34 protein-coding genes are annotated in these 26,517 nt (G+C 52.2%); 21 read left to right on the top strand and 13 right to left on the bottom strand.

The features are described 5' to 3' along the window. Window positions 1-3: 3 nt before the first annotated feature. The 4 genes from B5F94_RS17015 to B5F94_RS02445 all read right to left on the bottom strand — a co-directional run bounded on the left by B5F94_RS17015 (window position 4) and on the right by B5F94_RS02445 (window position 2,345). Window positions 4-990 (bottom strand): SEC-C metal-binding domain-containing protein, encoded by a 987-nt coding sequence (locus B5F94_RS17015; protein WP_071430698.1) that lies wholly within the window; start codon window positions 988-990, stop codon window positions 4-6. Beyond that, complete coding sequence (locus tag B5F94_RS02455; protein ID WP_071430695.1) at window positions 987-1,292, bottom strand: carboxylate--amine ligase; 306 nt, start codon at window positions 1,290-1,292, stop codon at window positions 987-989. Before B5F94_RS02455 ends, B5F94_RS17015 begins: the two co-directional genes overlap by 4 nt. Before the next feature lie 43 nt (window positions 1,293-1,335). After that, entirely contained in the window at window positions 1,336-1,851 is a 516-nt protein-coding gene (locus tag B5F94_RS02450; RefSeq protein WP_071430693.1) for an ImmA/IrrE family metallo-endopeptidase, read from the bottom strand. Window positions 1,852-1,922: 71 nt separating this feature from the next. Continuing rightward, a complete protein-coding gene (locus tag B5F94_RS02445; protein WP_071430691.1) occupies window positions 1,923-2,345 on the bottom strand; it encodes a helix-turn-helix domain-containing protein in 423 nt (140 codons plus the stop codon). Window positions 2,346-2,608: 263 nt separating this feature from the next. Here B5F94_RS02445 and B5F94_RS02440 point away from each other — a divergent pair, with 263 nt between their 5' ends. From B5F94_RS02440 to B5F94_RS02400, 10 genes are all read left to right on the top strand, one after another. After that, window positions 2,609-2,860, top strand: a complete 252-nt coding sequence (locus B5F94_RS02440; protein WP_071430689.1) for a hypothetical protein — start codon at window positions 2,609-2,611, stop codon at window positions 2,858-2,860. Window positions 2,861-2,862: 2 nt separating this feature from the next. Further along, the gene (locus tag B5F94_RS02435; protein WP_071430687.1) at window positions 2,863-3,597 is read left to right on the top strand and encodes an ImmA/IrrE family metallo-endopeptidase; all 735 of its coding nucleotides are present in this window, start codon (window positions 2,863-2,865) and stop codon (window positions 3,595-3,597) included. Further along, the gene (locus B5F94_RS02430) at window positions 3,594-3,842 is read left to right on the top strand and encodes a hypothetical protein (RefSeq protein ID WP_071430685.1); all 249 of its coding nucleotides are present in this window, start codon (window positions 3,594-3,596) and stop codon (window positions 3,840-3,842) included. The genes B5F94_RS02435 and B5F94_RS02430 overlap by 4 nt, the downstream gene beginning before the upstream one ends. A gap of 66 nt (window positions 3,843-3,908) precedes the next feature. Beyond that, window positions 3,909-4,517 carry a hypothetical protein gene (locus tag B5F94_RS02425; RefSeq protein WP_235396398.1) on the top strand — a complete coding sequence of 203 codons (609 nt, stop codon included), beginning with the start codon at window positions 3,909-3,911 and terminating at the stop codon, window positions 4,515-4,517. A 555-nt stretch (window positions 4,518-5,072) separates the two neighbouring features. After that, window positions 5,073-5,231 (top strand): hypothetical protein, encoded by a 159-nt coding sequence (locus B5F94_RS16650; protein WP_172592666.1) that lies wholly within the window; start codon window positions 5,073-5,075, stop codon window positions 5,229-5,231. A 194-nt stretch (window positions 5,232-5,425) separates the two neighbouring features. Beyond that, window positions 5,426-6,967 (top strand): recombinase family protein, encoded by a 1,542-nt coding sequence (locus B5F94_RS02420; protein WP_071430680.1) that lies wholly within the window; start codon window positions 5,426-5,428, stop codon window positions 6,965-6,967. A gap of 17 nt (window positions 6,968-6,984) precedes the next feature. After that, entirely contained in the window at window positions 6,985-7,890 is a 906-nt protein-coding gene (locus B5F94_RS02415) for a recombinase family protein (RefSeq protein ID WP_071430678.1), read from the top strand. Next, complete coding sequence (locus B5F94_RS02410; RefSeq protein WP_158100244.1) at window positions 7,847-9,490, top strand: recombinase family protein; 1,644 nt, start codon at window positions 7,847-7,849, stop codon at window positions 9,488-9,490. Before B5F94_RS02415 ends, B5F94_RS02410 begins: the two co-directional genes overlap by 44 nt. Before the next feature lie 69 nt (window positions 9,491-9,559). Further along, a complete protein-coding gene (locus B5F94_RS02405; RefSeq protein WP_071430674.1) occupies window positions 9,560-9,880 on the top strand; it encodes a helix-turn-helix domain-containing protein in 321 nt (106 codons plus the stop codon). A gap of 3 nt (window positions 9,881-9,883) precedes the next feature. Continuing rightward, complete coding sequence (locus B5F94_RS02400) at window positions 9,884-11,140, top strand: type II toxin-antitoxin system HipA family toxin (protein ID WP_071430671.1); 1,257 nt, start codon at window positions 9,884-9,886, stop codon at window positions 11,138-11,140. A 43-nt stretch (window positions 11,141-11,183) separates the two neighbouring features. Here B5F94_RS02400 and B5F94_RS02395 read toward each other — a convergent pair whose 3' ends face one another. From B5F94_RS02395 to B5F94_RS02365, 7 genes are all read right to left on the bottom strand, one after another. Then, window positions 11,184-12,053, bottom strand: coding sequence for a DUF6551 family protein (locus B5F94_RS02395; RefSeq protein WP_071430670.1), 870 nt, complete (start codon window positions 12,051-12,053; stop codon window positions 11,184-11,186). Continuing rightward, the gene (locus B5F94_RS02390; RefSeq protein ID WP_071430667.1) at window positions 12,053-13,006 is read right to left on the bottom strand and encodes a hypothetical protein; all 954 of its coding nucleotides are present in this window, start codon (window positions 13,004-13,006) and stop codon (window positions 12,053-12,055) included. The genes B5F94_RS02395 and B5F94_RS02390 overlap by 1 nt, the downstream gene beginning before the upstream one ends. Continuing rightward, window positions 12,987-13,385, bottom strand: a complete 399-nt coding sequence (locus tag B5F94_RS02385; protein ID WP_071430665.1) for a hypothetical protein — start codon at window positions 13,383-13,385, stop codon at window positions 12,987-12,989. The genes B5F94_RS02390 and B5F94_RS02385 overlap by 20 nt, the downstream gene beginning before the upstream one ends. Further along, window positions 13,375-14,181 carry a hypothetical protein gene (locus B5F94_RS02380; RefSeq protein ID WP_204247461.1) on the bottom strand — a complete coding sequence of 269 codons (807 nt, stop codon included), beginning with the start codon at window positions 14,179-14,181 and terminating at the stop codon, window positions 13,375-13,377. Before B5F94_RS02380 ends, B5F94_RS02385 begins: the two co-directional genes overlap by 11 nt. Continuing rightward, window positions 14,182-16,062 carry a recombinase family protein gene (locus B5F94_RS02375; RefSeq protein WP_071430662.1) on the bottom strand — a complete coding sequence of 627 codons (1,881 nt, stop codon included), beginning with the start codon at window positions 16,060-16,062 and terminating at the stop codon, window positions 14,182-14,184. It lies immediately after the preceding gene. Continuing rightward, entirely contained in the window at window positions 16,055-16,660 is a 606-nt protein-coding gene (locus B5F94_RS02370) for a recombinase family protein (RefSeq protein ID WP_087327405.1), read from the bottom strand. The genes B5F94_RS02375 and B5F94_RS02370 overlap by 8 nt, the downstream gene beginning before the upstream one ends. Before the next feature lie 144 nt (window positions 16,661-16,804). Continuing rightward, entirely contained in the window at window positions 16,805-17,164 is a 360-nt protein-coding gene (locus tag B5F94_RS02365; protein ID WP_071430658.1) for a helix-turn-helix domain-containing protein, read from the bottom strand. 141 nt (window positions 17,165-17,305) lie between these two features. Here B5F94_RS02365 and B5F94_RS02360 point away from each other — a divergent pair, with 141 nt between their 5' ends. From B5F94_RS02360 to B5F94_RS16115, 11 genes are all read left to right on the top strand, one after another. Then, window positions 17,306-17,683 carry a helix-turn-helix domain-containing protein gene (locus tag B5F94_RS02360; protein WP_071430656.1) on the top strand — a complete coding sequence of 126 codons (378 nt, stop codon included), beginning with the start codon at window positions 17,306-17,308 and terminating at the stop codon, window positions 17,681-17,683. A gap of 160 nt (window positions 17,684-17,843) precedes the next feature. Then, a complete protein-coding gene (locus B5F94_RS02355) occupies window positions 17,844-18,563 on the top strand; it encodes a metallophosphoesterase (RefSeq protein WP_071430654.1) in 720 nt (239 codons plus the stop codon). After that, window positions 18,560-18,910: a hypothetical protein gene (locus tag B5F94_RS02350; RefSeq protein ID WP_087327403.1), complete on the top strand. Its 351-nt coding sequence runs from the start codon at window positions 18,560-18,562 to the stop codon at window positions 18,908-18,910. The genes B5F94_RS02355 and B5F94_RS02350 overlap by 4 nt, the downstream gene beginning before the upstream one ends. Continuing rightward, the gene (locus tag B5F94_RS02345; RefSeq protein WP_087327401.1) at window positions 18,907-20,151 is read left to right on the top strand and encodes a hypothetical protein; all 1,245 of its coding nucleotides are present in this window, start codon (window positions 18,907-18,909) and stop codon (window positions 20,149-20,151) included. The genes B5F94_RS02350 and B5F94_RS02345 overlap by 4 nt, the downstream gene beginning before the upstream one ends. Next, the gene (locus tag B5F94_RS02340; protein WP_087327397.1) at window positions 20,148-20,711 is read left to right on the top strand and encodes a metallophosphoesterase; all 564 of its coding nucleotides are present in this window, start codon (window positions 20,148-20,150) and stop codon (window positions 20,709-20,711) included. Before B5F94_RS02345 ends, B5F94_RS02340 begins: the two co-directional genes overlap by 4 nt. Continuing rightward, window positions 20,708-21,592, top strand: a complete 885-nt coding sequence (locus B5F94_RS16390; protein ID WP_158100243.1) for a hypothetical protein — start codon at window positions 20,708-20,710, stop codon at window positions 21,590-21,592. Before B5F94_RS02340 ends, B5F94_RS16390 begins: the two co-directional genes overlap by 4 nt. Next, window positions 21,585-21,833: a hypothetical protein gene (locus B5F94_RS02330; RefSeq protein ID WP_087327391.1), complete on the top strand. Its 249-nt coding sequence runs from the start codon at window positions 21,585-21,587 to the stop codon at window positions 21,831-21,833. Before B5F94_RS16390 ends, B5F94_RS02330 begins: the two co-directional genes overlap by 8 nt. Continuing rightward, a complete protein-coding gene (locus B5F94_RS02325; protein ID WP_087327387.1) occupies window positions 21,808-22,119 on the top strand; it encodes a hypothetical protein in 312 nt (103 codons plus the stop codon). Before B5F94_RS02330 ends, B5F94_RS02325 begins: the two co-directional genes overlap by 26 nt. Before the next feature lie 42 nt (window positions 22,120-22,161). Then, window positions 22,162-22,551 carry a recombinase family protein gene (locus tag B5F94_RS02320; protein ID WP_071430640.1) on the top strand — a complete coding sequence of 130 codons (390 nt, stop codon included), beginning with the start codon at window positions 22,162-22,164 and terminating at the stop codon, window positions 22,549-22,551. A gap of 117 nt (window positions 22,552-22,668) precedes the next feature. Then, window positions 22,669-23,028, top strand: a complete 360-nt coding sequence (locus tag B5F94_RS02315; protein WP_071430638.1) for a hypothetical protein — start codon at window positions 22,669-22,671, stop codon at window positions 23,026-23,028. Further along, window positions 23,021-23,254, top strand: a complete 234-nt coding sequence (locus tag B5F94_RS16115; protein ID WP_143383231.1) for a hypothetical protein — start codon at window positions 23,021-23,023, stop codon at window positions 23,252-23,254. Before B5F94_RS02315 ends, B5F94_RS16115 begins: the two co-directional genes overlap by 8 nt. Before the next feature lie 327 nt (window positions 23,255-23,581). On the opposite strand, the gene B5F94_RS02310 is transcribed toward B5F94_RS16115, so the two are convergent. Both B5F94_RS02310 and B5F94_RS02305 read right to left on the bottom strand, forming a co-directional pair. Then, entirely contained in the window at window positions 23,582-25,186 is a 1,605-nt protein-coding gene (locus B5F94_RS02310; RefSeq protein WP_087327382.1) for a recombinase family protein, read from the bottom strand. Continuing rightward, window positions 25,170-26,507, bottom strand: a complete 1,338-nt coding sequence (locus B5F94_RS02305; RefSeq protein WP_087327379.1) for a recombinase family protein — start codon at window positions 26,505-26,507, stop codon at window positions 25,170-25,172. Before B5F94_RS02305 ends, B5F94_RS02310 begins: the two co-directional genes overlap by 17 nt. Window positions 26,508-26,517: the final 10 nt, after the last annotated feature.

The raw sequence follows: 26,517 nt of genomic DNA, 5'->3' as shown, positions 1-26,517 counted from the left end.
TGCTCACCGTCCGCAGCACTTTTTGAACTTCTTACCGCTGCCGCAGGGACAGGGATCATTCCGCCCCACCTTCTTCGGCTTAGCAGCAGTTTGAGCCGCTGCAATCTCTTTCAATAAACTCATACGCAGTTCTTCACTTGGCATATCCATCGTCAAGATCCCCTGCCGCAACTCTTCGGGATTCATGGTTCCGTCCGCAATGGCCTGACGGATGTTCGGACCAAAGGAAAGGGATTTGGGGATGCGTTCTTCCGGGGGAAGTAAGGCAAAAAGTTCATCAGGAGTATGCCCTCGGTTGCATTGCATCCGCACATGGTTGTGAAAGGGGGTATAGACCTCGGCAAAATCGCCTACATCCACTTTGCGGCGGAACTCCACGCCAATCTCATCCAACCGGTTCAGCACATCCTCCAATCCGGCGTTCATGCAGTGGAGGCCATAGTAGATGTCTACGAAAACCGCTTCCATCTTGTCCTCCGGCACGGTGGTTTTGGTCAGGAGGAAGGTGCGGAATGCTTCCGCTTCTGGGGTGTTCTCCCAGTAGAAGGGATTGTCGTAGGCCAGAAGCTCCTTTTTGTCCGGCACATAGTAGGGTTTTCCCTGATGGCCCCGTAAGACCTCGTGATAGGGATCAAGATCCTCGTCGATCAGCTGCACGTCGATGACCTCATATTCCATCAGCTCCGTTTCGGGGCCGTCGTAATAGAGTTCAGACTTGCCGAGGATGTAGTAGTCCTCACACTCATGCCGCGCGATTTCGGCAAAGGCCAGAAACTCCTCCCTGGTTACAAGGGATTTATTCTGGGAGGCGATGATCCCATAGAGCTTGTGCAGGGGGATAATGCCGTACAGATTGGCGGCGGCATTAAAATACTTCCGCAGGAGCCGGGAAGTGGCGTCCTTCAGCGGGATCTCCCGATAGAGGGCGTTCAGTTTTCTTCGCCCGTATATCTCCGGCATCGGGATATAATAGGGTTCCTCTCTGCTCATTCCGCTTCCTCCACGATTCCAAAGTCAATGAGAATATTCTTGTCAGCATGGGTAGGATAGACAATGCCGGTCATCTCGTAGGCGTACCGCTTGGTCTTACGGAAATCCTTTGTCCGCTCCGGAGCGAAGGCGGCGGTCTCATACTTTTCGTATTCCGACAGACCGGCAAGGTCATCCGCAGCTGCCTTGATGAGTGCGTCGGTCACATCGTAGATGTCTTTTCCATACTCCACAGCCACCAGCTCGTGCTTCTTCACATCCTTGTCCAGATTCCCGAAGGAACGATACAGCAAATATTTCATCTTGATTTTCTCCTTTTCGCTTGTCCCGGCAAAACCATCTCGTTCATTTTAAGAAATCGCTTCGGTGTTCCTGTTCACGGAAGCGATACCCCCTCGTGTTCAGCTCTGAGACCTTGAGCGCCACCAAATTGATGTCCGAAGACATTGCCCGCGCAATCTGGCCCACATCGTAGCCGCCGTATATGTATTCCAGAATTTCCTCGTCTGGAAGGGCGATCTGTGCGGCAAACATATTTGCCTCGTATTCCATGCGCTTGTCTCTCATGTCAAAGATATTGAATTCCTGCAGTCCGCCGGCACGGATTGCATCTTTACGGTGGAGGCGGTCATGGCCGATCTCATGGAGCAGAACAATGTCGTGCATCACGGGGTCGAGATGTTTATTGATAAAGATATAGCGGTTTCGTTCAATGACCATGTATGCGCCTTTTTGACGGGAGAAATCACGAGACATGACGATCAGCCCCAGCTCCCTTGCGATCCGGTCAGCATTTCTCGTGCCGCATTGCCGCACAATACGGTTGGCTTTTTGAATGGCTTCCTCCGCTCGAATCAGCATAGTGGTATCACCCCTTCCGGGCAGAATGGTACTGTTTCAATATAACAGATGAAAAGTCCCATAGAGCGGGCTTACTTCGTTCCTTCCTGCTGTTTCAGATACTTTTGGGGCGTGTATTTCTTGTTTCGCTTCTTCGCATCGATATAGGCTTCCTGAATGGCAAGCATCATCTCATCCATATCTTCTTCTGCCATCTCGCCTCCGGAAAAGGCTACCCTTACTTCTTTTAGCAGTCGCTCGGCGCCCTTCTTGCCCCGATAGCCATATTGCTGCCCCGCCATTGCGATGAAATCGTCGCCCTCGTTGTGCAGATAGTCTGCATCGCAGCCGAGAATCCGGGCAAGAATGCCATACACCTCGCGGTTCTGGGGGTATGTGCTGCCCTTTTCATAGTTGGTGATCGTCTTGAGTCCTACTCCCGCCAGTTTCGCAAGTTCCGCCTGAGTAAGTCCCTTTTCCTTGCGCAGTACGCGGAGCTTTTCTCCGAACCTCATAGTATATCCTCCTACCTGTAAGCGTGATAATATGCAATCTATTTGCGTTTTCCGCCTAAAAGTGCTTGACACAAGCAATCCGTTTACATATAATGATAATACGCAATCGCTTTACGCATTTATTGTATATCGGTTTGCGTGTCCCGTCAAGAGTGCGCAGACCAAAATGTGATGTTCGTTTTCGTTTGGACTGAAATTGGTAACGGACACCGGGCAACGAGAAAGTTGCCGGTGCCCGTTATGTGTAGCAAGGAGTGAGAAACATGAGTGCACACTGCAGGAAAGCCTATGTCTCGGTCAATCTGGATGTGGATCAGGAGGGCGTATTCCATCCGCGCTTCATCCGGTGGAAAAACGGCCTAATTTTTCAGATCGATCAGGTACTCTATAAGTGCCGTGCCTCTTCCAAAAAGGTGGGTGGCGGCGGCATTCGCTATACGGTGCTGATCCGTGGCAGAGAATCCTATCTGTTTCAGGAGGGCAGCAAGTGGTTTGTTGAAGCAAAGGAGACCTAACGATGATCTTATCCCAGAAGAAAATCGAAGAAATTGCAGTAGCCGTAACCAAGGATTTCAATGAGTTCTTTTTCGGCAGCGAAACCAAGGACATCCGACGAATGGCACGAGGGACACCGATTGACCAGTTCGCCAAGGAATACCTTGGCTTGGAAGTGTCGTTTGCCCATCTTTCCCCGGATGGAAGCATCTGTGGTCTGACCGCCTATGCGGATACCGAGTATATCACGGAAGAGATGGGCGTGAAGCGAACCATCCCACTCAGGAAAAATCAAATTCTGATGGACACCAGCTTTATTCAACCCGGACAAGTCCAAAAGCTCTGCGGCAAGAGACGCTTTACCCTTGCCCATGAGTGCGCACATCAGATTTTGTTCCAGATGGAAAGTGAAACTGCGCAGTCAGCCTATGCAAAGAAATACTCGGCACGGACAGTGTATTCGCTCCGCGACTTAAAGACTCGCGAGGACTGGAATGAATGGCAGGCTAATGTCCTTGGCGCGGCCATCCTTATGCCGCAAAAAGAAATTGATCTTGCCATGTGGTATTTTGCCGGTGGCAAGAAGTTAATCAATTACGAGGGGGTGTTCGCATATCGTGACAAGTTATCACTGTCTCTTTTGTGTAGGCAGTTTGCCGTGTCGAAGTCGGCGGCTGTAATCCGGCTGAGACATCTCGGTTACATTGAGGATCGTCCGTACCGGGAATATTCAGATCCCTTGGAGGTGTGGGCATGAAAAAGAATATCCGCATCTCTGAGCCGTCTGAGGAAATGATGGAGAAGATCCGAAAAGCGCGTCATGCCATCGCAAACCAAAAAACAAGGATGGTGAAATGTCCCTTCTGTGGACACAATTCAATCGCTGTATTTGAGGACACCAGAGGCCATGTCCAAGCAAAGTGCAAACGCTGTGGACAGGAGACCGTCTTTAATGTCCTCAGTATGAGACGGTTAAAACTTCGCTTTTATCAAGACCGATAAGGGCAGAGATTAACAAATAAATATTGATAGCTGTGCTGTGGAGCCGCTGACTGGTGAGTCTTCCTAATGCCGCATGATCAGATGTTTCCAAAATGGAAACACCTGATTTATCGGTATGGAATTACACGCTCACCGTCATGCGGCTCTTTTTGTTGCCTCGTCATTCCGCTGCTTCGCACCAGCGGAAAGGACGAAGCAATGAAAGGAATCCCGAAAACCCCAGTCGAGTTCGACTATGACCTCTGGACAACGGAGGACGGCAAGTGCATGGTGCGGATCAAGGCTACTGGCGAGGTAACAGAGGTGGAGCGCACTGTGATGCAGGTGTTGCGTTCGGAGGAAAAGCGGTTCCGTCGAGCAATGTCACTGGATCAGGAAGCGGATAGAGACGGCATATCCAAACCAACGATTCTATCGCTGGATGTGCTCCCTGAAGATGTGACAGACTCCAACTGGTTGGCTGATACGGTCGATTACACAGAAGAAATCTCCACGAAGCTGCTGGAACAAAGACTGCGAGAGAGCCTGACTCCTACCCAATATGGAATTTACCAGGCTTGCATTCTGAATGGGATCAGTTACAAGGCTTATGCGGATCAAATGGGAGTCAGTTATCAGAGCGTCCAGAATGCAATCCGACTCATTCAGAAAAAAGCGAAAAATATTTTTGGGTGATGGTTGTGATTTGCTGAAAAAATGTCCGTTGTAAAGTGAAGGGGTTCTTCGGACGCCTTCATTGAACCTTTTCAACTGAATATCCGGCAGCTAAATAACATCAGCGGATGAGCGAGCGATGCGGACGGTGCGCGATGACCACCTGTAGGGGAGAAAGGGGCAAAGCCCTCTTTCTCTTCTATCAATGACGGCCAATAAGGTGCCCAGCGGGTCCACCGATCCAAAAGCAGGCGTGGCAGTCTGTTTCGTCAAGACCTCATCCGCCTACAATGGTACCCCTGCCCAGCCACAGTCTCAAGCAATGGGGGCAGCTCGGAGAGATCCTCGGAGGGGTTCGATTCCCGGAGTGCGGCGCCCGCCGCAGTTTAGATGTCCGCCCTGGCCTGGGGAAGTAGTGTCGAATACAGGCAAAATAAAGACATTCAATTGTCTTGATATCAGAAGCAATGGGGGTCGCCCATCATGTAGTAGGAAAGCCGAGGCTTCCACAACCAAAGCGGGTGACCCCTATTTTTGTGGTATCAATTCATATTCATCATTGGGAGGGATCGCACCATGATCACTATGTCGCAGACCAAGAGTGCCAATTATCTGTTTATCGTAGCCGTGCTGAAGTCGATGCGAGAAGGTGGCGTGATTACTCTGGCCGAGTACGAGCGAGCAAAGCGCTACTACCAGAAACTCACCGGCTCCGATCTCGTCATCGCAGATTAAGAGGTTAGAGTCAAACCGCCCAAAATGATGCAAACAAGGCATCGTGTCATGTTGACTATGTAGATTTTGACATTCCAACGGTTCTTTCAATAGACTTTGTCTTGTCGTTGAATATAATGTTGCTTGAACCGGAAAAGTGGATTGTACCAAAATGTAGTACAATCCAAAATTCAGCCAGAAAGGGGATTCTGCTGATGCCGCAGGTCAAACTCATCTCGCCCATCACCAGGCAGGGAATCCGCAAAGTTCGAGTCGCCGCCTATTGCCGGGTATCTTCCAATTCGGCTGATCAGCAGAACTCCTACGCCAACCAGATCCGGGTCTATACCAGCCTCATTCAGAGGAAAAAAGAGTGGGAACTGGTGGAAATATTCGCTGACGAAGGGCTCTCTGGCATGAACGCACAGAACCGCACCGAATTCCAGCGAATGATCAAGATGTGCGAACAGCACCAAATTGACCTGATCGTCACCAAATCCGTCTCCCGCTTCGCCCGAAACGCCAAGGAGTCTCTGGAATATGTCCGGAAGCTGAAATTGCTCGGCGTGGGGGTGCAGTTTGAGAAAGAGGGAATCTACACTCTGGCCCTCGGAGATGAGATGCTGCTCAATACCTTCTCTGCCATCGCACAGGAGGAGTCTAAGGCAATTTCCCAGAACCAGCGGCTTTCCATCGTGAAGCGGATGCAGTCTGGGGAATATGTGGACAGCAACGCTCCTTACGGCTTCCGGCTGGTGGATAAGGCGCTGGTGGTCTATGAACCGGAGGCGGCCATCGTCCGCATGATGTTCGAAAACTACCTGAGCGGCCAGTCTACATCGGAGATCGCCCGGGATCTCAACAGCCGCGGCATCAAAACCAAAACCGGGAAATCCACCTGGCGCTCCACCAAGGTGGCATACATCCTTGGAAATGAGCGGTATTGCGGCGATTGCAAATATCAGAAAACCTACCGCGACACCACAGTCCCCTTCAAACAGTTCCGAAATCGAGGTCAGGAGGATATGTTCTACGCCTCCATGACCCACGCTCCTCTTATTGACCGAGATACCTTTGACAAGGTCCAGCTCCTCTTGAAAAAGCGTCAGGATATCTTTGGGAAATCCACAACGCAAAATATCTACCCTCTTACGAGCCGCATTCAGTGTTCTGAGTGCGGCTCGTATTTTCGCAGGAGGCAGGTTTCCGGGGCAGTAAAGTGGGGATGCTCCAAACACATTCAGGATCGTACCCAGTGCAGCTCAAACTACTACAGCGAGGAGAGAATCTACGATGCCTTCGTCGCCATGGTCAATAAGCTTCGGTTTTCTGAATACGACATCATGGGTCAGACGCTACTCCGTCTGGAATCCGCCGAGCTGAAGCGAAAGCAGAAAAACACGGCCGCAAGGGAGCTCAGCCGGAACATTGCAGATCTGAACGCCAAGTTGGTGATGGTGGAGCAGCTCCATGCAAAGGGATACCTCAAAGATGAGGTCCACAAAGCTCAGGTGCGGGAGATTAACGACCAACTGCGCCAGCTCAAGCGGGAGCGCCAATGTGAATTCTCCTCGGGCATTACCCATATGATAGAGGAACTGACGCGGCTGAAAAAGCTGCTGGAAGAGCTCGAGGAACCACTGGACCGCTTCGATGAGAAGCTGTTTACTGAGATCGTTCAGGCCATCAGTATCAGCCACCGAGATGAAATGACAGTCACCCTCATCGGCGGGCTGAGATTCACTGAAATGCTCTGACAGAGAGGAACCTCGCCATGAAAAAGATACGCTATATCCCATACGGTTACACCATGAGAAATGGGAGGACAGTCATCGCACAGGATGAAGCTGCGGTCATCCGTGAGATATTCAGCGCCTACATCAACGGCGCATCCCTCCAAAGTATTGCCGAGCTGCTGACTGAGAGGAAGATCCCCTACAGTGAGAGAACGGATGTGTGGGATAAAGCTCGTATCGCACGAATCATCGGAAACGCCAAATACATTGGCGATGGGGAATATGACCCGATCATTGAGGAAGAGCAGTATGAGGAAGCGGCTGCCGTGAAAACAGCCCGCCAGCGGAACACCTTCGAAAAAAATCTGGAGGGGCTCGACCTGCTTCGGGATTTGGTCCGATGTGCGGAGTGCGGCGCTCCTATGCGGCGAAGGGTGAGCAGCAAGCACCGGATTCGCGAGAGTTGGGATTGCACCGATCCTGATTGCGGTCAGCGCATCCGGATCTCCGATACACACCTATTGGAAAAGGTGACAATCCTGATGAACCGCATCATCGCCAATAGCTATCTGCTCATCCCCCGCCCCAAAAAGCGAAAAGAGCTGTCGGCGGAAGCCCAGCGGATCAACCGGGAAATTGATGCCGAGCTGGAGCGGGATGACCCCAGCGATGCACTGATTATCGTCAAAACAATCGAAATGGCAGAGCGGCTCTATGCTGAGAGCGATACCCATCTGCAGATCGCCGCATCCATCGCCCGAAAGCGGGTAAGTCTGATGACTCCCCAGGAGGAATTCAGCCCGGCTTACTTTTGTGACATCGCCGCCTACCTGACGCTTGGCAGCGGAGGAAAGGTGATCCTACATACCAAGACCGATGTCGAGATCGGAGATGAGGAAAATGAATGTAACCAAGATACCCAAGAAAACAATATCGGTTATTGAGCCAAAACGCTCTCTGATCGTCAACAGGGAGCAGTATCATCAGCGGCGGGTTGCTGCCTACTGCCGGGTATCCACCGACAGCGAGGAGCAGCTCACATCCTATACCAACCAGAAAAAGGTATATACCGAGATGATTGCCGCTAAGCCCGAATGGGAGTTCGCCGGACTCTACGCAGATGAGGGCATCTCCGGGACACGTGCAGATAAGCGCCCCCAGTTCCAGAAGATGATCAACGACTGCTTGTCTGGGAAAATCGACTATATCATCACGAAATCCGTTTCCCGCTTCGCCCGTAATACAGTGGACTGCCTGGACCATGTCCGAATGCTCAGGGCAAGAGGGATTGGCATCTACTTCGAGGAGCAAAATATAGACACACTGCAAATCGACAGCGAACTCTATCTGGTCATCTACGCAGGGTTCGCACAGTCCGAATCCGAAAGCATCAGCAAGAATGTCACCTGGACTTTTCGTAAGCGATTTCAGGAGGGCAAGCCCATATTCAACTATAAGTGCCTCCTGGGATACCGCAAGGGTGCAGACGGAGAACCGGAGATCGTCCCGGAGGAGGCATCCATCGTGGAGAGGATCTTCAATATGTACCTGTCAGGTGAAACCATCAACCGGATCTCAACCAAACTCAGAGAAGAAAATCTCCAGATACCAGGAAAACGATTTTCCTTCTCTGCGAGTATGATTAAGGGTATTCTCCGGAATGAACGATACTGCGGGGACAGCATCCTTCAAAAGACGGTCACAATTGACTGTATTGGCAAGGTTCGCCGCAAAAACACGGGTGAGGCACCCATGTACTATGTACAGAATAGCCATGTTGGTATCATCAGCCGAGAGCTCTTTCACAAAACGCAGGAAGAACTCGCCAGGCGGATGAGCCGGGAGCCAAATTCCACCAAAACGGCTACCACAGCCACCGGAAAATACTCCCGGTACGCACTATCCAATGTGATGATCTGCGCCGAATGCGGAAGTCGATATAAGCGCGTGACCTGGACATCCCGAGGAAAAAAGCGAGTTGTCTGGCGCTGCATCAGCCGCTTAGACTATGGAAAGCGCTACTGCAAAACCTCGCTCACGGTAGATGAGACCGCCCTCCACGCCGCTATTGTTCGGGCAATCAACCGATTCAACGAGGAAGACGAGTCCACTTATATGGCACTCATGCGGGCAACCATTGGTGAAGCAATCGGTCTAACCGGAGGCACAGATGAGATCGACCTGCTCCGGCGGAAAATAGATGGGCTGAATCGGAAAATGGTATCTCTTATCAATGAGAGCGTGGAAAGCGGAGAGGGTATCGAGAGTCACGAAGCTGAATTCAAAGAACTTTCCGATACCATTGAACTCCTGCAAGGACGGATTCAGAAACTCGAAGAAGCACTTGCTTCCGATCAGGTGAATGACAGCCGAATCCTTAAACTACAGCAGATCATCGCCGACCGAGCATCCAAAAAGATGGAGTACGACGATACCATCGTCCACCAAATGATTGAGTGTGTGAAGGTGTATCCCGACGGGAGACTGGACATTATCTTCGGAGGAGGGTACCTTATCGAAGAACGCCCGGAAAAAGAAAGTTGATAACTTCAAATATAATTGACATAATCGCCGAAATAATATAGTATAATTTATGTTAGGAGGCGATTGTGCATGGCAAAAAAAGCTGCGGTCATCATGCCGCAAACACGGGAGATCCTGGCACAGATGGGTGAGCAGATCCGCCTGGCCCGCCTGCGCAGGAAGTTGAGCCTGGAATTGGTAGCAGAGCGTGCCGGGATCAGCCGAGCCACTCTGATATCCATTGAGAAAGGCACCCCTACGGTATCCATCGGCTCCTATGCCGCTGTGCTGCACGCATTAAACAATATGGACAGCGACCTGCTGCTTATTGCAAAAGATGATGAATTCGGCAGGAAGCTACAAGATCTGGCGCTGCCCACCAGACGGCGGGCACCCAAGAAAGGAGAGTAGCCCATGGCGCAGTACGAAAAGACCATCTATGTATATGAAAATTGGCGTGGAGAGGCACCCACTCTGCTGGGGCGGCTGCGCTGCGGCTTCGTCCGCGGACAGGAAACCTTTTCCTTTGAGTATGATCCAGCCTGGCTGTCATCCGCCGAGAGTTCCTTCTCTCTGGACCCGGATCTGGCTCTTTACCGCGGGCGGCAGTATGTGCCGCTGAACAAGCAGCTCTTTGGCCTGTTTTCCGACTCCTGTCCGGATCGCTGGGGGCGTCTGCTGATGAAGCGCAAGGAGGCCATCGACGCTCGCAAAGAGGACCGCAAGCCCCGTAAGCTCACCGAGAGCGACTTCCTGTTGGGGGTCTACGATGAATCCCGTATGGGTGCGCTGCGGTTCAGCTTGGAAGAAGGGGGCGAATTTCTTTCGAACGATAAAGCGTTTGCGACGCCTCCATGGGTAAACCTTCGGACGCTGGAAAACGCCTCTATCGCTTTCGAGAGCGATGAGAGCGGCCTGAATGAAAAATGGCTGCGTGAACTTCTGGCCCCCGGCTCCTCCTTGGGAGGCGCAAGACCCAAAGCGACGGTGCAGGCCACGGATGGCGCCTTGTGGATCGCCAAGTTCCCTTCCAAGCATGATGAATATAACAGCGGCGCATGGGAGAAGGTCGTCCATGACCTGGCACGGCTCTGCGGGCTGGATGTTCCGGAATCCAAATTGGAGACATTCTCCAAGACCGGCAGCACCTTTCTTGTCAAGCGATTTGACCGAAACGGCAGCCGTCGCATCCACTTCGCCTCCGCCATGACCCTGCTGGGCAAGACCGATGGAGCCTCGGCAGCGGACGGAAGCAGCTATCTGGATCTGGCGGCGTTCATCCGGGCCAACGGGGCATCACCCCGGCAGGATCTGGCCGAGCTGTGGAAGCGGATCGTGTTCAGCATGGCGGTATCCAATACTGACGACCACCTGCGCAACCATGGTTTCCTTCTGACACCCACCGGCTGGCGGCTGGCCCCTCTCTATGATGTGAACCCAGTCCCCTCGGGGGACCGGCTTTCCCTCAATGTGAGTGAGTATGATAACACCATTGACTTGGAACTGGCTCTGGAAGTAGCCGATTATTTCGGCCTTGCCCCGCAGGAAGCGGAACAGGCTGCAGAGGAGGTCTGCAAAACAGTATCCGGACACTGGGAACGGCTGGCCGGACAGTATGGTCTCAGCCGGGGAGCGATAGAGTATATGCGCCCCGCCTTTTCCCTTCCATGATAAGATCACAAACGGACGATTCCTGGTGGAACCGTCCGTTTGCTTATTCTTTGGCGGCTCCCTCAAAAGAGTCCCCGCCCTCATCCTCGTCCATATCCGTATCAATGTCCAGTCCTTCATTGTTCCCCACATTCTTCTCGTAGAGCTTGGTCCATTTGAGCGGATATTTGCATTTGCGGTTATAGGCCAGAAGCATCGCCTCAGCATAGCCCATAGAACCGGGGCGTCGTTCCTTGGCTGTTCTCGAAAGCAGCTTGACCGACATTTCCCCTACTTTTTCCTTGAAGGTCTCATCTTTCAGGGCATCGCCGAATGTGTAGACCAATCTGGCGATTCCGTTGAGCATATTGGCGGACAGCGAATTCATATCGCCCTCCCATGTGCCTACGCAGAGTCTGAGTGTTCGATCAAGTACGTGGTAACCGAACCGCTCATATATATTTTCAAGCGTAGAGACAGCACAGACAACGCCATAGTTTCTGACCTGGCCAATGGAAAGAGAATAAGACTCTACCAGATCTTTGATCATAAGCTGCTCCTGATTCCCGGCTTCCACATTTGCCATAAACACTTCATAGGGACGGAGCGGTTTGACAAACTTCATCTGGTTGGCGAAGATATCTGCCTCGTGCTCGTAGTTCAGATCATCGTATATCATGCACCAGACTGGCGTTTCACGAGAGCCAGAGGCCAGGGCGACGATCTCCACCGTGTGCTGGCCATTGAAGACATAGTTGACCCCATTTCGACGGCTCACCTTCACAGGGTTGATCTGATACAGATCAAAGTGTGCCGCAGCATTCAGCACATGCTGTTCGGAAATATTCCTCTGGTACTCCTGATTGGATACGAGGTTCTTGATGGGAATCTGTTCGAAGTGAACATTGGGAACAAACATACTATAATCTTCCATTAGGATTCCCCCTCAATTGCATTGAGCATTTCCTGGATTTTTCCTTCTAATTCAGTCAACGCCGCCAAGAGGTTTTGTCTGGCAGCAGGTGAGATTGCTTCCAAATGTGCCATGGACTTTGTCCGGTCGATGGAGCTCATCCAGGAGGGGATCGTAAGAGTAAGTCCAGCAACTTCCGCATCCGGGTCATAGGCGGGCATCGTCTTGATTGCCGGCTGCTCTGCCGCCGCTGTGCCGGGCTTGGCAGAAGCGTCGGAATAAAGGCATCGTCTCGATTCACTGTAACGAGCGAAAGCATAGGGATTTTTTCCGATTTTTTTACTAAGTGCTCTCAATTCTTCGGGTTCCATTTCTGATAGAGCAACGATATTTTCGAAAGAAATCTTATATGCCCCGGAAAGAATGTGCGGAACAAGCTCAGGAGCATTTTGTTCAATGGTATCTAATGCTGCACTGTATTTCGCATATTTCTGTACGGTTGCGCCGGACACATGATACTTCCTTCCCAGCCGGGCTGCTGTTCGCCGGCCGCTCTCTTCATCTATTGGGCGGCCTCTCCCCACAGCAATGTTGGGGTTCGGACGGTACTGATTATAGCCATTCCTATTTCGCTGTACTTTCTTTTCCACTTCATATTGTTTCCCAATCAGATATTTCCTGGTTTCTTCTGAGATGTTGCGTCGTCCGAGTTGGTTCGCACAGATCCAGGCGATGGCAGCATCTCTGCTTGGAAAATCCAGCTCCTTGACTCCATAAGGAATGCGCATTTTATTGCATATTTCATAGCGATTATGACCGTCGATGATGGTATCATTCCATGCGATGATATCTTCCCGGCATCCTTCCACGACCAGATTCAGCTCCAGCTGCCGGTATTCCTCCCGGCGAAGTGGACGAATCAAGTTTTTGAATTCCGGATCGATGTTAAGCTGCCTAAATGCTTTCTCTGTCATGTAGCCTCCTGCGTTCCAGCTGTTTGACGGTTTTGAGGGAAAAATATGCGACCCGGTTGACTTGATCGATCTCACCGGTCAGCTGGTAATTAAATCTCAGGTCAAAGCCACCCAGCAGTTCGGAAAAGTTTTTGATAAGGATCGTACTATAGAATTCTATAGACTGCTGGGATGTACTTGACATCCGAACCTTGTTTGCGGTCCCGCCTGAAATAGGTTTGTCCGATCCGAGAACGGCGATATACAGTTCTTCAGGGTTTACCAGGAATTGCACATACGCAGGATTCTTCAAGAGACGAATCGTTTGCCGGTGGATTCGAATCCGGTTTCGCGCAGGGTCCAGCGTTAAGTAAGCCTGCAATTGATTTTCATGATTCATGTCCTTGTCCTCCCAAAACGGACTTACTACCAGTATCAGAGGCAGCCTCGTCTGACTGCTCTGATGCAGCAGGAGCGATGTTATCGCGCAACCCATATACAGCATATCCTTCAAAAATGTCTACCTGCATAGATTTCTGATGTTCCCGGAACGGGAGTCCAAACTGCGTCTTCCAGCCCTCCGGAAACACGGGAGTTCGAGAAGACTTGGGCTTCTGGCCGTCTTTTTGCACCCGCTGATACACTTCGGTCGCTGTGAGATCAAATGCGATGAGCCACTCATCCCTGGCATGGATTATCCGCCCGAGGAGCTTATATCGATAGTCCAGATTCCAGCCCATCAGTGAAAACACTTTGGCGAAAAAAATCTTGCAGGTGATCTGTTTCGGTTTGCGTCTGCCGGAGCCGTTGGTGCACCAGGCGCAGGCATCCCGATCTTCCGCCCGACAGGGACGGATCGCCAAGATCCTGCTCTCCTGATTGACCAATACCTGCACATAATCAACTTGTGGGAAGCGGTTCAGGCAGGCGGTATTTACATAAAATTTGTAATTGTTGAACGTTACAGACGGCTCATTAATATGGGCGAAGAACTCACGGCGTACCACTTGGTAGCCATCGTAGTTAAAGTCACCGGCCATCTCCAGAACCTCATCACTACTGCTGTTTGCGGGAGAAACTGCCGGTTCCGCTTTTTCTAATTCAGCAGACGGAACAATATCCAAATGCCCGTCCTCCAGGGAACGAAGCATTCCGGCGATTACGCCGCCGGTATTTTCCCGACTTTCTTCAAACATTTAGGATTCCTCCTTCCCGCGCTGACCGAGTTCCTGACAGATATAGTCACGCAGCACGTCAAATCCTGTCACGCGGAGTTTCTGTCCGGTTTCATACAACTGGCCCTCCATGCGGATTTTCCAGTCTTCCTCACTCTGATCGCAGACGGGCGGGAAAGACTGTTGGTGGAGGTAATATTGCTTGCCAAAAGAGCCGATCCACTCCTCCGGGACTGCCCGCACCCGTTTGCCGGAGACAGAAAGGGGCTGTACAGGCTCCTTCGCCTGTTCCGTGCTTTTTGAACCGGAAAGCAGGTACGATTTAATAAACGCTTCCGCATCATTGACATCAAAAATATACGCAGATTCAGTTTCGGTTTGAAACAGCGCTCCGGCGATCCGGTATTTTAAATCCGGACTCCAGCCGAATAACTGAAAAAGCGTTTCTACATAGGCCGCACCGGCGATATCCCTGGGCTGATACTTTCCGTCTGACAGCTTGGAAAACACGACTGCGTTGCGGCTGCTCTTCGCCGCTGTACGGACGGCGAACTTCATCTCCACAGGGTTGACCAGCAGCTCCACATGGTTGTCTTTCCCAAAAGACCGAACACATGTGGTGCTGAACTTGATCCTCTTATCTTGAAACAGTACGTAGGGACGGTGATAATTATCAAAGAATTCACTGCGGGCGATTTCAAAGCCTCTCATATCAAAATCTCCCGGAACCAATGTGATGCTCGAGGGCAGGGATGCATCCGCCTGCTGCTCATCGGGCGGATGGATACTGGCGGACGCTTGGTAATAATCCGCCGGCTTAAATCCAGCCCAGCGGGGATTGATGGTCACGAACCCTCTGAGCAGGCCGCTGTCGATCACCCGCAGCTCCGGGAGGATGGAGCGGTTGCCATACTTGGAGTTGTTCAGAAGATGCTGAACCGCAATAAAATCATCTCTGGAAACAATACCCTCGTGGTGGTTCCGGTAAAGGCTCTGGGGTCTGTCCCCCCGATTCTTTCTGGCCTTGTGGTTCAGATAGTTAGGGGTGAAGGTCTTCCGGGTCAGTACATCCCCGCAATGCCGCTCATTGCGAAGGACCTGGACAATGGAGTTGGATGTCCACTTGACATTCCCCAGATAAGTCTTCCTGCCCAACTCGGTGAGCGCCACCGCAATGTCGGAGGTGGAATATCCGTACAGATACATATAGAAGATGAGTTTTACCGTGGGGGCTTCATCCGGGTTGACGACCAGGTTTCCATCTGCGTCGTGAGAATACCCCAGCAGTTTGGGCGTCAATGGCAGACCTCCGTCCAGCCGCATCCGCAAGGAGGTTTCCATGCTCCGGCTGCGGATGTGGGACTCCTCCTGAGCCATGGTGGCCTGAAACGAAAGCGCCATCTGGGAATCGTCTTTGAGGGAGAAGATACATTCGCTCTCAAAGAACACCCCGACGGGACTGGGCAGCTCCGCAAGCATACGAACCACGCTGATACAGTCCACCACATTCCGGGCAAAGCGAGACACGCTTTTGGTGATGATCATATCGATTTTTCCGCTGCGGCAATCGGCGATCATGCTGTTGAACTCGTCCCGATGAGCCAGAGAAGTCCCACTGATCCCCTCATCCGCATAGATTTTGACCAATGTCCAGTTGGGATGATGCACAACAAAATCCTCATAGTATTTCTTTTGCAGCTCATAGGAGGAAGTCTGCTGGACATTGTCTGTGGAAACACGGGCATACACGGCGACCCGCTGCCTTATATCGTTGTCGTAATAGTCGATGGGCTTTTTGGCCGGAATGAATTCATAGTTCTCCGGGTCAACTTTTGTGTTGATACGCCGGCGGACCCGTTCTTTCCGTTCCGCAAGCTGTTTGCGTGTGGACTTGTCAATCATGTAGCATTTCCCTCCGGGGTTCGTCATCAGGGAGTATCTTCCAACCGGGATCTGGCAAAAAGTACGGGTCGTGTAGATCCTCCTGGTAATAGGAAGCCAGCGTATAAATATCCTCCGAAACGAAGTAAACGCCCACTGGCTTTGGGAGTGCTGCCAAGAGGCGCGTACAGAAAGAGAGCTCGGAGAGCTTCTTCGAGATATTGCTTGCTTTCTGGGTAATGATCAGATCGACCTTTTCCTCGTAGCAGTCTTGAAGGAGCCTTGACCACTCCGGGGCGCTCTCCATATTGGGCGCAGTGCTGCCCTCGTCCACATAGAAACCGGCAAACTTCCAGTTTGGGCAGAGAGCCAGTGTATCAAGAAATTGCTTTTTATGAGCTGAGAGATAGTCCTCATAGCGGGTCTGGTTAAAGTAGCGGATGTATACCGCCACACGGTAATGTGTTTTGGGAAGCGGGCGTTCCCGCTTGATTTCCTTTAACCAGGCACGATGTTCCGCTAAAAGGGTGTTTCGTTCCGTCTCCCTCTCCAGCAGGAAATCAAATGAGGGCATAACTTCCTGCTCTGACTCTCTATTTTGAACGGCCAGATCTGACATATTTGCTCCCCCTGTGTTATTTCTCTTCCAGGCCATTATATAATCTGCAGACTAATAACAAAATCGACCAGAAGTCAACACCTTGACTTCTGGTCGATAGATGAGAAAAAAAGAAGCGAGCCGACAATTCCAGCTCGCAATTTTTCAGGTATTGTCATCCCGTCTGGCCATAGTGGATTTCAACTCACGAACGATCTTCAGGATGGAATCCAGCTCCTTGGGAGAGCAGTCGGCCAGCAGCTCGTCAAACTCGCTCTGGTATAGGCTTCTTACCTCCGGCACATCAGGCCGAAGAAGGGAATCAGCAGACACTTGCAAGGCTTCGATGATTCGGATAAAGGTTTCCAACTTCATGCTCGTCTTGCCTTTTTCGATATTGCTGATATGCGGCAGCGAGATATTGGCCTTCGCAGCAAGATCGGCCTGGCTCATCCGGCGATTGATCCGCGCATCTCGAATACGGGAGCCGATCAGCTGGCTCTCGGTCAAATCATGTTCCGTCATCGGCTTCCCCCCTCAAATATATTCTCCAGATTATCTATTTCTAAGAGTATATCAACTTGAGGTGAAATTGATATAAGGCCGAGTTGATGATATAATCTAAACACTATAATAAGACTGCAAAATTTTTTTGGAGGTCTTATTATGAGCCTGAACTACAAAGTCATTGGAAAACACATCCGTGAAGTCCGCCAGCGCAACCACCTTTCGCAAGCGATGCTCTCTGAACTGGTGGATAAAACGCCATCTTACATCAGCTACATAGAGAGCGGGATCAAGAGCATGAGCCTTGACACCTTTGTGCTTATCGCCAATGCCTTGGGCGTATCTCCCGACCGGCTTTTGATGGAGCAAATCATCAGCACTGAACGGTGCGCCAGCGAAGAAATCGCTCTACTCCTTTCGGATTGCAGCACCTATGAGATGCTGATTCTCCTGGATGTTATAAAATCGCTGAAAGCTTCCTTGAAAGAGCATCAAGGCAGATACGGTAAACCAGATAACTTTGATTTTACCGTCTGAACCTGAGAAAGCAATCAACCGGAAGTCACGAGCATTGACTGCCGGTCGATCTATGCCAGTAAAGGTGGATATATTTTTGGAACAGTGGATATGTTTTTGGAAAGTCCCGGATATGGGCCTTCCGAGTTGGTATAATGAGAAAAGAAAGGTGGAATGACCAATGATCTATTACACGGGTGATATCCACGGAGACCCCTATGAGGTCATACAGTTTTGCGACAGCAAGAAGCTGACAGAGCAGGATACTCTGGTTCTGCTTGGGGATGTAGGAGCGAACTACTACCGAAACCGGCGAGACACAGAGATGAAGAAAGTTCTTACCGCCGTAAAGCCGACGATGCTCTGCATCCACGGCAACCATGAGATCCGGCCGACCAGCATCCCTTCCTATCGGACGAAGCAGTGGAACGGCGGGACAGTCTGGGTAGAGGAAGCCTTTCCCCGCCTGCTGTTTGCTATGGATGGTGAGATCTTTGATCTGGAAGGGCTCCGACACTTGGTCATCGGCGGAGCTTACAGCGTGGACAAATTCTACCGGCTGGCCAGAGGTTACGGCTGGTGGCCGGATGAGCAGCCCTCCCAGGAGATCAAGGACAAGGTTATCCAGACGCTGGACGCCTGCGGGTGGCAGGTAGATACCGTCCTCTCCCACACCTGTCCCTATCCGTATGAGCCTCGCGAGGCCTTTCTTCCGATGATCGACCAGAGTACCGTGGACGACTCTACCGAGAAATGGCTGGAAGAGATCGAGCGGAAACTCAAATACGACCACTGGTTCTGTGGGCACTGGCATATTGACAAGCATATCGACCGGATGCACTTCCTCTTCCACAGCGTGGAGGCTGCGCCGCAGCTCTTGACGGGAGGGGGCGCATTATGACGGAGGAAGAAAGACCGGAGGCCAAGGAGCGGGAGGCGTGCTTTGCCGCAATCCGTGAGATCATCCAGGAGATTTCCCGCCTAATGGACGCCGCGTATCAGCAATACAGCCGTTTGGTAGAACAGGTGTTGAACGGCAGGATCACCGAGGAGCGGGAGATCGAGCGAATCATGGACGGGCTTGTGGACTTCGGAGATGATCCGAGGCTCCTTGAACTGTACAAAACCCTCTGCCGCCATGTCTATTACAAATACCCCGCTCTTGTGGGAGAGCACACTGCCCTCTTCCGGCTCCAGTTTGAGGAAACGGAGGATGGGGACACGGATACTGAGGAGGTGAAAACATGAAAGCACCGGAGATCAAGCACTACATCAACTGGCTGGGTCGGGTGGAATACCGAAACATCAACTGCTCCTTCACCTATGACGAGACATCCTATGCGGCCATCGACCGGATCTTCCGCCTTCTCCACCGGCTGGAGCCAGGCCCGGAGAACACAAGCTGGGAACTATGGCTCCGTGCGGAGCGAGGTACCATCGAAGACTTCGGTAGCTTTGAGGAGCTGCGGGCGGACGGCCAGGTGGAGAGCTTTGAGGAGTTTGAAACCTGGTGGCATTCCGAGTTCCCGGAGGAGGCAGCGTGGTTCCACTTTGCCGCCGGCGAGGATCAAGAGATCGGGTATCGGGCAATATTCTTGGGGCATCGGCATGTGCTGGAAGTGGATGGCCGCAGAGAACGTTCCTTCCCCAACGATATCTCCAAATTCACCGCTTGGCTGGAGGAGGCGGTACGGGACGCCGTTCAGATGGTGGAAACCGGTTCTTATCAGGAACTGGTGGAACGGGAGCTGCCCATCTGGCATCGAACCGGAACCATCCTGCGCCGGGATCTGTGGAGGGTATTCCCACAGTGGAAGGAGGAGTTCTTCCAGGACTTCTCCCAGCAGGAGGTGGAGGAGTTTCTCACCTCGGCGGCGGGGTATCCTTTGGGAAATAACAAGCGGCTCCCATCCGTGACCGCAAACGAATTCTATCACTTCTGTGCTCTGGGCTATCGGGCTATGGGTTACACCGGAACGGAGAAATCGGAAAAAGAGCAGTACGCTCTCCACGCCGATGGGCGGGACGAGGGACTGTCCAAGCTGGACGGAGATTCCCCCGAAGCCTTTGCCCGGTGGCTGAAAGAGCGTCCCCGCACCGGCCACCCCTGGGAGGTATGCCGGGGCGGCAACAGCACCCACATTGACTGCATCGTACACCGGGATGCACATGGCTACTATCTGGTGGTGGCCGGTCTTGCGGAGACCCGGACGATTGAGGCGGTCCGCTTCTTTCTGGCGCTTCATCGGGCAGGCGTTCCCGCATGTATCCGAAACGCAGAGGAACTGAAGGCCCGCCTGACCGGAGCGGAGTCCATCGGCATCGTGCCGGAGGGAGTCTTTCCCGCCTACTGCCACGCCAGGTTTCCGGGAGAGAGCATTGTCGATTTTATGAACCTGCCTCGGGAGCGTCAGGATGAACTTGCAAAATACTGCCGATGGCAGCCAATCCCAGTTCCCAGGATGAAGAAGGAGGGTGAAACCCCATGATCTTCTTTACCTCTGACCTACATCTCGGTCACGAAAACTGCATCCGCCTTTGCAATCGGCCCTTTTCCAGTATCGAGGAGATGGACGAAACTCTCATCGAAAACTGGAACCATAAGGTCACAGGGAAGGATACTGTCTATATCCTCGGCGACCTGATCTACCGCAGCCAAAAGCCGCCGGAGGAATACCTGCGGCGGCTGCAGGGGAAGAAACATCTCATCCTTGGGAATCATGACAGGGGATGGATCAGGAGTTGTCAGACGGAACAGTTCTTTGAAAGTGTCAATAACCTATTGTATGTCGCAGACGGGAAGCGGCAGTACACACTCTGTCACTACCCCATGATGTCTTGGCCTCACATCATGCGCTGCTACATGGTCTTTGGCCACATCCACGGCAATACCGACGCGGATTACTGGCCGCTCATCCAGGCAAACGAGAGAATGCTGAATGCCGGAGTGGATGTCAATCACTTCGAGCCGGTCACCTTTGAGGAGATGGAGGCCAACAATTTTCTGTATAAAGGTCAGTCAAAATCCGGGCTTGAGGTGCAGCCGTGAGACATAAAAGAGGCTTTTATGAGGTGGCTCCTGTAGCCGGTTTCATCGCACAGCAGGACTGGACGCACATGATGGAACGAGCCGAGCGAAACAGCCTCTCTCTCCAGTCCCAAAAAGGAAGCACCGGGCTGCTGTTCTCCGTGAGAATCCTCGCTCCCATTTTGAATGGAGGGCTGCGGCATATCGTTCTGGCAGCGATCCAGTACAGTCTGGGGCGGCACACCTATATGCCCGGCATAGCTGCAGAATTCACCTGCCGGAACCTGAGCCGTCTGGACGAAGCTACCCGTTCCACCGCTGTGGCAGAGATCCGCGCACATTTAAACCGATATGGAGAACAGGAGCCATATCCTCGATTGTGGCACAGCTTGAGTCGGGTGCTCACATCTGGCAAAATCAAAGAAGACGATAGGAGGAAGGAAAGGATGCCGATTTTACAACCTCTGGAAAGCATGGAACGCATCTCACGCCAAGTACTGGCAGATGACCTGGACACCGTGCTGGAAAGGATAAGCCGCGAGGACATTGGGCTGGTGATCACCGAGGAAGGCAAAGATGACCTGGTTCTCTGCCCAGCCTCCTGGTTCAACCTTGACTATGTGGATGACTTTTTCTGTGTCATCAACAGCGCCCTCCGCTATGCCATGCGCAGCGAAGATGAGGAGAGTGCGGCGGTCGTCCAGTATCTTCGTCGCCACTACCAGTTGTTCGATGAAAAGACGCTGTCGGTGGCTGTCGCCGATCTGGAGCGGGAACTGAACCAGCCGATAGCGCCCCTCAAGCAGCCGCAGGTCTGGAAGGAGCTCCAGGAGCTGTTCCGGCAGCGGCTGGACGAGTTGCGGAAGGAATCTCCGGAAGGCGAGGAAACGCACCATGGATGAAAAGCGATATGAGCTCATGGAAATCCAAGTAGATGCGGAACTTCTGGAGCAACTGAAAGCGGTAATCGCCCCGATGGGGCTGACGCCAGAAATGTTGGCTGTGAAGTTCTTCGAGTTCTGCGTCGATCCCGCTACTCAGGAGATGGCCATCTCCTTGCTTCTGAAATGGAAAGCCGAACAGGAAGCGGAGGGGGAGAATCTGGGAGGGGGATTTAATGCTGTCCAAAGAAACCTTCTGTGAAGCCCTGCGAAAAATCCAAGCGCAAAAGAATCGAGACGAACAGTTCAGTAAGGTACTCACCCTGATGGGAGACGGACATTTCGTATTTGAGGGCGGAGCGCCGCTTCTTGCCGCCTTGCTGGATGTACTGAAGGAAGCGGTCAACGACCAGTACGACTATATCAGCTGGTGGCTTTACGATGCCGCCCCGGACTATGAAGTCTGGACCGATGATGAAAAAACTAAGTGGTGCCTGAAGGAACCGGAATCCCTGTATGATTTCATCCGGGATGAATGTCAGGGCTGAATGTTAGCGTCTCCCCAAATTCGTTCAAGGAGGTCAAATCAGATGTCTAAGTGCTGCCTATACTGCCGGGTAGATGGAGCGTCTACGGAAAGCAACTGTCTCGCCATAAACCAGCAGCTCACCGCACTCCGAAGCCTCGCCGGCCAGCTTGGCTTTTCGATTTCCGCAGAGATGCTCCAATATGAGAGCGGCTTGGACGCAAACCGACAGAGCATTCGAACGCTGATCCGTGATGCACGACATGGAGTCTATGACCGGGTGCTGGTGATGAACGGCGACCGTCTGGCTCGTGACGCCGAAGGTTTGGCGGCGATTGGAGAAAAGTTGACCGCAGCAGGAGTTCGGGTCTATTGCCCAGATGGCGAAATTGATCTGGCCCCCGCATATTCTCATGGTTATTTCCGGGTGGCAACGATGGAACAGACCATGTGATTGGGAAAAGTTCCCGTCCCACCTCTCTTCCACGGCCAAAGAAAATGCGGTATAATAAAGGAACCACATACACCAGACCGGGAAAGTTGCTCATTCCGGCAGGAAGGAGATGTTGCCATGAGTTCATTAGAGGAAAAGAAAAGTGAGCTTGAGAGGGTCCTTGGGGTATTCCAGAACTACATTGAAGTCTCTGAATTGCTCGATGTGGTCTATTCGAAAAAGTTCGGGTATGTTCTGCTTGGCCTGCCTGCGGCGGATTCCATTGATGACTCCAATGTAACACGATTGGAAGATCCCGAAACATTGGTGAAAGAGATCTATCAGAATCTCGCATACGACTTTATGGAGCAGGAAGGGCACAGCGAGGATTACACGGAAGCAACCAATCTGGAAAAGCGAGCTATGCGGGAATGGATGAAAGAGTACACGGATCAGCTGCCGGAATACAACTACCTGCTGGACGAACTCCTTGGATGATGTGCCCGATGAAGCAGGCGCTTCTCTCAGTCAATCTTTCGGCATGGATAAAGCGGACATCTTTTTTGGTCGAACACTAAAATTGACCCTCGGGTGGAAAATCCGCAGCCATCGCAGCGAAAACGGCAAAAAAATAATGGGTGAAAACCCGCAAAGCCTTGAAAATCATGGATTTCCGCAAATATCTCAATTGGTCTTACACTCCATATTAAGACGTCACTTTTGATAAAAAAGTGGCGAGGGGAAAATCCCTGTTTACAGGGGTTTTCCCCTTTTTTATGCCCATTTTCCGGCGCTGGGAGCGCATGTGAGCCGGTTCCCGTATATAGCTTTACGCCTTGCCTCTACACGGAATATCCCGTTTTGCACCCGATGCACCCGCGCCGGTGATAGTTTGCGATTTGCACCCGTCCCGCTTATGCCTTAAAATTTTCCCCATTCTGCACCCCCTCAAAAAAGCGCAGCCAAAGCTGAGTATGACTCACTTCTTAAAGATAGAAAAAGCCCACGGATTTCTCCGTAGGCTTGTAAGGTGCTCGCAGATGGTTCTGCGTTACTTTTTGTCCGGTATCGGCACCGGAATCTCCGTCCCATCCTTAAACCGGAAGGTCAGGAGCTTCTCTTTGCCCACCGTGACTGTTTCTACAGTAGAGTTCCAAAGGTCTGGATCAAACTCTGTCAGGATGTCCCCGCACTGCCGCAGCTTGTCCAGCCAGCGGCGGATTTCTTCCTTTTTACTCTGTCGGGCATGGATTTTGGATTCCAGCCGGGCGATCTGCGCCTCCAGCTGCTGGCACTCGTCATGCAGGGCGTTATACCGCTCAGTATACTCCGCCTGATCCTGCACCTGATGCTTGTTTTTCTCAATGCAGCCCTTCAGCAGCTGCATTTTGGCATCATGGTCGGCTTGGAACTCTTCCAAGTGCTGCTCCAGCTCAGCGGTATCGGTGATGATGGGCAGGAGCTCCTCAAACCGGGCGATGTACTGTTCCTTGTCCCCAAGCAGCTGGTTGAAGGCTGCGACAAAGCACTCCTTTATCTCATCCTCCCGCAAACTGGGGGTGGCACAGACGGTATCGCCTTTGTACTTCTGATTGCACCGCCAGACATGGTGCCGGTACTGGGTGTTGGATTGCAGCACCTTCCTGCCGTAGCTGCCGCCGCAGTCCCCGCAGATGAGTTTAGCGGTAAACAGACTGCTCCGGTGCATTTGGCGGCGTGAGCGGCGTCTTTCCACGATCTCGTTCTGTACCAGCGCAAAGGTATCTGGGTCAATAATGGCCGGGTGCGAGTTCTCCACATAGTATTGCTGGATTTCCCCGTGGTTCTTCTTAACCTTCTTGGTCAGAAAATCGGCGGTGTAGGTCTTTTGGAGCAAAGCGTCTCCTTTATATTTCTCATTCTGGAGGATGCTCATAATGGTGGAAACGCTCCAATGTTTTTTACCGGAAGGCGTAGGGATGCCCTGTGCGGTCAGATAGTCTGCAATCGTGCGGACGGTCTGGCCGCCCAGATAGAGAGAGTAGATTTTGCGGATGATTTCCGCTTCCTCCTCCACGATTTGCAGGGTGCCGTCCTCGCCCTTCTCGTAGCCCAGAAAGCGGCTGTAGGCCAGAGAGAACTTTCCATCGGCCATGCTCTTACGCTTGCCCCAGCGGACATTCTCGCTGATAGAGCGGCTTTCTTCCTGCGCCAGACTGCTCATGATAGTAATCATCAGCTCGCCTTTGGCGTCCATAGTGTGGATATTCTCCTTCTCGAAGTAGACCTCCACACCTTTTTCCTTGAGCTTACGGATAGCGGTCAAGGAATCCACGGTGTTGCGGGCGAAGCGGCTGATGGATTTGGTGAGGATCAGGTCAATCTTACCATCCAGCGCATCGGCGATCATACGGTTGAAGCCCTCCCGTTTTTTGGTGCTGGTGCCGGAGATGCCTTCGTCCGTATAGACCTCTACAAACTCCCACTCCGGGTTGTTTTTGATGTGCCGGGTGTAGAAATCCACCTGCGCCTCATAGCTGGACTGCTGTTCGTCCTGCTCGGTAGAGACACGGGCATAGGCCGCAACGCGCTTTTTCCTCTGCTCATTGCTGAACACGGCAAAGGGCAGACTCGCGGTCTTCTCAATAATATGAACCTTTTTAGTCGGTATGGCCATCTTGATCCCTCCGTTCTAACACCCTCTGACGCTGGCGTTCCCGCGCAGATTGCTTCATCTCATCCGACCAGCTCTCCCGGCGGGACGGGTTCTGCCAGGCGACCTCTTCGGTGTGGCCGTCGCGGAACACATATATCAGGAGATTATGCTCCGGTACCCATATCTCGGAGACATACGACAGCAGGGTCTCACAATCCCAGTCCGCCGTACCCAAAACCTCGGAGGTTTTCTCTATGAGGATTTTTTCCGGGATCTGCTGGGCTGAGCAGATGTCTTTACCGTAGGTGTTGAACGTTGGGCAAATCCAGACCGGCTTGGCATACTTTGTACCTGAAGCGGTAATTTTTCTGCGGAAATACTTCCCGCAAAAGCCGCACCGAATCAGCCCAGTAAATGGGTATTCCTTCGTTTTTTGTGCTGTATTAGGAAACTTTTCTGCCCGCCGCGCCAGTTCCTGCTGTACCTTGGTGAAGGTCTCTTTATCGATGATAGGCTCGTGGCTGTTCTCGATATAGTACCTGCGCCGCTCCCCGTGATTAATCATCTGCTTTTTGGTGAGGTGGTCAACAGAATAGGTCTTCTGTAACAGCATATCTCCGGTGTACTTCTCATTGGTGAGGATTCCCAGAACGGTGCTTTCCCGCCACTGTCCGCCGGACAGCGTTGGGACACCCATGCGGATGAGCTTCTTCACGATGAGGTTCCTGCCCATGCCGGAGAGGTAATCGTCGAAGATCATTTTGACGATCTCGGCTTCCTCCGGGACGATCTGCAAGACACCATCTTTGAGGCGGTAGCCCAACATACGCCCGGTATTAGGGCGTCCCTGCTCAAACATCCTGCGGATGCGCCACTTCTGGTTCTCGCTGACATTGTAGCTTTCCTCCTGTGCGTAGGCGGCAAGCAGGGTAATCATCAGCTCTCCGTCCGCGCTGAGGGTGTGGATGTTCTCCTTCTCAAAGTACACATCAATCCCTAAATCTCTCAGCTCCCGGATGGTGGCAAGGAGCGTCACAGTGTTGCGGGCAAACCGGGTGATGGATTTGGTGATGATCATATCGATTTTTCCGTCCCTACAGTCTGCCAGCATACGCTGGAACTCCGGGCGGTTGTCCTTGGTGCCGGTCAGCGCTTCGTCCGCATAAACGCCAGCAAACTCCCAATCCTCCCGGCTGCCGATGTAGCTGTTGTAGTAGCTGACCTGCGCCGACAGGGAGTGCAGCTGGGCGTCCTTATCCGACGAAACGCGGGCATAGGCCGCTACCCGTTTGCGGATAAATGTCCTGATTGTCGTGCCTTCCAATTTGATGATCCGTTTCATAATATCCCTC

This window comes from Flavonifractor sp. An4, from assembly GCF_002161755.1.
Lineage (GTDB): Bacteria > Bacillota > Clostridia > Oscillospirales > Oscillospiraceae > Flavonifractor > Flavonifractor avicola.
The sequence above is the reverse complement of the archived record's forward strand: the minus strand, read 5'-3'. Positions and strand labels throughout refer to the sequence as shown.